Genomic DNA, 4395 nt, shown 5'->3' with positions numbered 1-4395 from the left:
AGTTTCCTAAACTGCGTGTCGGATGTTCGAGTCATCTTGGGCGCACCATTTTTTTTATTGTCCGGCCCATTCGTGCGGCGCCATTTTACATAGAAAGGAACCGTGATCCTTACTGTGAGTGAAACCAAGAATCCCCTGTCGTCCTTTCATGAGGAACCCCTTCATGATCGGGATCTGACCTTTTCCGAAGCCGTGGCAGAAGCGAAACGCTGCCTGCACTGCAAAGTTCCGCAGTGCAGCAAGGCCTGCCCGATTCATAATGAAATTCCCCAGTTTATTCATGCCCTGACGCAGGGAAATCTCGGGGAAGCTGTGGAACACATATATCAGCAGAGCGACCTGCCGGCTATCTGCGGCCGCGTATGTCCGCGGGAGAACCAGTGCGAAGGCGCCTGTGTACTGGGCAGAAAGGGCCGTCCCGTAGCCATTGGCAAACTGGAACGGTTTGCTGCCGATATGGCCATGGATGGCGGATTCCTGCCAGTTCATCAGAGCCGTAAGACCAGTGGCTCCGTAGCCCTCATCGGCTGCGGTCCTGCCAGCATGGCAGCGGCCAGAGAGCTGGCTAAGCGGGACTATGACGTCACAATTTTTGAGGCTGCTTCCCAGCCGGGCGGAACGACGACGTACGGCATTCCCACGTTCCGACTGCATAAGGAAGTTGTCAGCCGGGAAGCGGCATATCTGGAAAAGATGGGCGTCACCATGCAGTTCGGCGTCAAAATCGGCCGGGACCAGTCCATGGAAGACCTAGAATCCCAGTTTGATGCTGTATTCATCGGCATTGGCACCATGGATGCCTGGAGCCTGGGCGTAGCCAACGACCAGGTACAGGGCGTCGTCGGTGCCGAATCCTTCCTCGTCCAGGTACAGAACGTGCAGTTTGGCGAAGCAGACATGGCCGATCTTCCCATTCAGGCCGGTGATCACGTCATTGTCGTCGGCGCCGGCAACGTCGCCATCGATGCAGCCCGCACGGCCCTGCGCCTGGGCGCTGAGGTACACATCGTCTACCGCCGGGCAGAAAAAAATATGAAATGCCTGCCGTCCGAATACGAAGAAGCCAAAGCCGACGGTGTACAGTTCCAGTTTTATTCGGCTCCGAAAGCCGTCGTTGGCACGGACCACGTAGAAGGCCTGAAATACGAAAAGCAGCAGATCCTGGAAGACGCCACCATGGTGCCGACCGGTGAATTCGGCGTCGTGCCAGCCAATAAAATCATCGCCGCTATTGGCAACAAACCGGAACTGGATGTGGTCCGTTCCTTCGGCGTCACTGCCAATGACGACGGCTACATTGCCGTCAAGGACGTGCCTTATGGCATGACCAGCAAGGCCGGCGTGTTTGCTGCCGGCGATATTGTCCACAAACCGCAGACCGTCGTTCTGGCCATGCGGGAAGGACGCAAGACGGCCCTGGCCATAGACGCCTATGTGCAGGCCAAAAAGCTCATGGACGCAGTGCAGGCATAGGAGGTACAGCGTATGTCTCTGTTTACGGAACAAATTATCAAGGCCAATGAGGCCTTTATGGAAAAACATCTCATGAGTAATCCGGAAGAGGTCAGCAAGTATCCCAACCGCAATCTGGCCGTTCTGACCTGTATGGATACACGGCTTCTCGATTTTCTGGAACCGGCTATGGGGCTGCGCCGGGGAGAAGCCAAGATCATCAAAGTAGCCGGCAATACGGCTTGTGAAGACTTTGACAGTGTCATTGGCAGTCTCATGGTGGCCGTGTACGAACTTCACGTACACGACATTGTCGTCATGGGCCATGACGACTGCGGCATGCTCAAGACGACGTCAGCCAGTCTGTGTGAAAAAATGGCGGCTGCCGGCATTGCACCGGAACACATTGAAGCCGTTCGTCCCAAACTGAAGCAGTGGGCCGATCGTATCGGCAATATTGACGAATCTGTCCGGGAAACGGTACGCCATCTGCGGGCCAATCCCTATTTGCCGGATACCCTTTCCATTTACGGCATGGTCATTCATCCACACAGCGGCGAAATCCGCGTCGTAGCGGACTGTTAGTGCCGGAAAGGAGAAACATGCATATGAACATCGTAGAAACGCGCCTGGCTGAACACGAAGCGGTACTGCAGGCGACGAAAGCCATGGCCGCCGACATTGCCCGCGCCGGCGCCATAATACAGCAGGCCCTGTCATCGGGCCATAAGATTCTGTTCTGCGGCAATGGCGGCAGCGCTGCCGATGCCCAGCATTTGGCAGCAGAAATTGTCGGCCGCTTCCAGAAAGAACGGCGCCCCTACCCGGCTATTGCCCTGACGGTCGACACGTCGATTCTGACGGCTGTAGCCAATGACTACGGCTATGATACCGTATTCAGCCGGCAAGTACTGGCTCTGGGAAATGCTGGTGACGTCCTGGTCGGCATTTCCACGTCCGGCAACAGCGCCAATGTCGTCGCAGCCATTGCAGCAGCCAGACAGAAAGGCATGCAGGTCATTGGCATGACTGCCATTGGCGGCGGCAAGATGAAAGACCGGTGTGATCTGTGCCTGGCCGTGCCGGCCAAGACGACGGCAAGAGCTCAGGAAATGCACATCCTCATCGGTCATATTCTCTGCGAAATTGCCGAAGAAACGATGGAACCATAAGAGGTAACGATACCAGAAACGAGGCTGTCCCGTCATGGGACAGCCTCGTTTTGTCATACCTTTGTATATTGTGCTTCAGGGCTGAACCAGAGCCTGAAATTCCGGGTCCTGGCGGATGCGGTCGAAATGGGACTGAGTCTGCGCTGCCTTCACGACGTTTTCGCGATCCAGGGCGGCCGCCTTTTTCAGATAGGCCACGGCTTCTTTTGCCTGACCGCGGTCGCCGTAAATCGTGGCAATGCCGTAATAGCTCCACGTATTGTCCGGTTCGGCAGCCAGGACCTTTTTGAAATACTGAATGGCTACATCACCCTGACCGTTAATCTTGCAGGCCAGAGCCAGGTCGTAAAAGCCTGCCGTATAGTCGGGATAGATGGACAGGGCCTGCTGAATCAGGGAGATGCCGCTGGTAACATCATCCTTGTTGCCAGTATCGTTGCCGCGCATGGCCATGGCGACGCCCTTGCCCGACAGGGCCTTGTAGTTGCTTCGGTCTGCAGCCAGGGCCTGATCGTAAGCGGCAATAGCCGCATCGTAGCGCAGCTGTTCATATTCTGCCAGCCCCTGCGTATAGAGTCGTTCCGATTCTGCGGAAATAGGCGGAGCCGGCGCTTTCTGTGCCGCTGCAGCCGGTTTCGTTTCGGCTGGTGCTGGAGATGTCTGCGAACTGGAACTGCAGCCTGCGGCGAAAAGAAGGCACGTGCCTGCAGCCAGCACGGCCATCAGAGATGATTTCATAAAAAAGCCCCTTTCTGTTTTTTTCTATTATAGCAAAATTTGGCAAACTATGTTACCATGGTAACCAGTATATTCAGGTTTGAAGGAGCAGATATATGATAAAAAAATGGGATATTATCCTCATCGCCGCCCTGCTGGTGCTGTCGCTGATTCCGGCAGGCCTGTTCTGGCTCAGCGATGCCGAATCTTCCGGAAGTACCTATGCTGTCGTGCAGGTGAACGGGACTGTATATAAGAAAATTCTCCTCACCGGTCATCGCGGTGAAGAGACCTTTACCATCGTTACAGACCGGGGCTATAATACAGTCGTCGTACGAGATGAAACCATTGGCATTACCAATGCGGACTGCCCGGATCAGATCTGTGTCAGCGAAGGATTCATTTCTCAGCCCGGCGCGACGACGGTATGTCTGCCCCATAAGGTTCTCATTGAAATCCGTGCAGATGACGGCGAACCGGACGTCATTCCGGCACGCTAGAAGGAGAGGCCATGCAAAAATCATTTCATATTATCATTCTGGGGCTGTTCGTCGCCCAGTCCCTGGTTCTGTATATTATTGAAGGCATGCTGCCTGTGCCGTTCATTGCGCCGGGAGCGAAGCTGGGCCTGGCCAACCTCATTACGGTCATTGCCCTGTATGTACTGCCGCGGAAGCGGGATGTGTGCCTTATCCTGACGCTGCGTATTCTGCTGGCTTCGGCCTTTGGCGGCGGCATCAATGCCTTTCTGTACAGCCTGGCCGGAGCGGCTTTCAGTCTGGCCGCTATGATCTTGCTGCAGAAATGGGGCAAATTCAGCCTTATCGGCGTCAGCGCTGCCGGCGGTATTTTCCACAATCTGGGACAGGTCCTTGTCGCCGCTATGATCGTGGAAAACAGCAAACTTCTGCTGTATCTGCCTATCTTGTCCGTTGCCGGAACGGGCACGGGTATCCTCATTGGCGTGACAGCTCTGTTTACGCTGCGCCATTTGCAGAAACTTCCTGTGTACCGGCGAATGCAGCAATAGAACAGGATGAACCATATAAAAACG

Annotated in this window: 6 protein-coding genes; 5 read left to right on the top strand and 1 reads right to left on the bottom strand. The window is 55.1% G+C overall.

Going from position 1 to position 4395, the window contains the following annotated elements:
* Nucleotides 1–114: 114 nt before the first annotated feature.
* From Q3886_RS08675 to gmhA, 3 genes are read left to right on the top strand one after another with little or no spacing between them, the layout of a single operon-like run.
* A complete protein-coding gene (locus Q3886_RS08675; protein WP_301860993.1) occupies nt 115–1473 on the top strand; it encodes an NAD(P)-dependent oxidoreductase in 1359 nt (452 codons plus the stop codon).
* Between the two features lie 12 nt (nt 1474–1485).
* A complete protein-coding gene (locus tag Q3886_RS08670; RefSeq protein WP_301860991.1) occupies nt 1486–2037 on the top strand; it encodes a carbonic anhydrase in 552 nt (183 codons plus the stop codon).
* Nucleotides 2038–2060: 23 nt separating this feature from the next.
* Nucleotides 2061–2624: a D-sedoheptulose 7-phosphate isomerase gene (gene gmhA, locus Q3886_RS08665; protein ID WP_301860989.1), complete on the top strand. Its 564-nt coding sequence runs from the start codon at nt 2061–2063 to the stop codon at nt 2622–2624.
* A gap of 75 nt (nt 2625–2699) precedes the next feature.
* Here the strand turns inward: gmhA and Q3886_RS08660 are convergent, their stop codons facing one another.
* Nucleotides 2700–3362, bottom strand: coding sequence for a tetratricopeptide repeat protein (locus Q3886_RS08660; protein WP_301860987.1), 663 nt, complete (start codon nt 3360–3362; stop codon nt 2700–2702).
* Nucleotides 3363–3457: 95 nt separating this feature from the next.
* Here Q3886_RS08660 and Q3886_RS08655 point away from each other — a divergent pair, with 95 nt between their 5' ends.
* Together Q3886_RS08655 and Q3886_RS08650 are read left to right on the top strand one after the other, a co-directional pair.
* Nucleotides 3458–3841 (top strand): NusG domain II-containing protein, encoded by a 384-nt coding sequence (locus Q3886_RS08655; RefSeq protein WP_301860986.1) that lies wholly within the window; start codon nt 3458–3460, stop codon nt 3839–3841.
* Between the two features lie 11 nt (nt 3842–3852).
* Complete coding sequence (locus Q3886_RS08650) at nt 3853–4371, top strand: Gx transporter family protein (RefSeq protein ID WP_301860985.1); 519 nt, start codon at nt 3853–3855, stop codon at nt 4369–4371.
* Nucleotides 4372–4395 lie beyond the last annotated feature (24 nt).

Source organism: uncultured Megasphaera sp. (assembly GCF_958350005.1).
Classification (GTDB): domain Bacteria; phylum Bacillota; class Negativicutes; order Veillonellales; family Megasphaeraceae; genus Megasphaera.
This window is presented reverse-complemented; position numbering and strand designations above follow the sequence as displayed.

Bases quoted from the DNA above. Each gene is read 5' to 3' on its own strand.
- Q3886_RS08670 (WP_301860991.1), top strand. From the start codon at position 1,486: ATGTCTCTGTTTACGGAACAAATTATCAAGGCCAATGAGGCCTTTATG.
- gmhA (WP_301860989.1), top strand. From the start codon at position 2,061: ATGAACATCGTAGAAACGCGCCTGGCTGAACACGAAGCGGTACTGCAG.
- Q3886_RS08660 (WP_301860987.1), bottom strand. From the start codon at position 3,362: ATGAAATCATCTCTGATGGCCGTGCTGGCTGCAGGCACGTGCCTTCTT.
- Q3886_RS08655 (WP_301860986.1), top strand. From the start codon at position 3,458: ATGATAAAAAAATGGGATATTATCCTCATCGCCGCCCTGCTGGTGCTG.
- Q3886_RS08650 (WP_301860985.1), top strand. From the start codon at position 3,853: ATGCAAAAATCATTTCATATTATCATTCTGGGGCTGTTCGTCGCCCAG.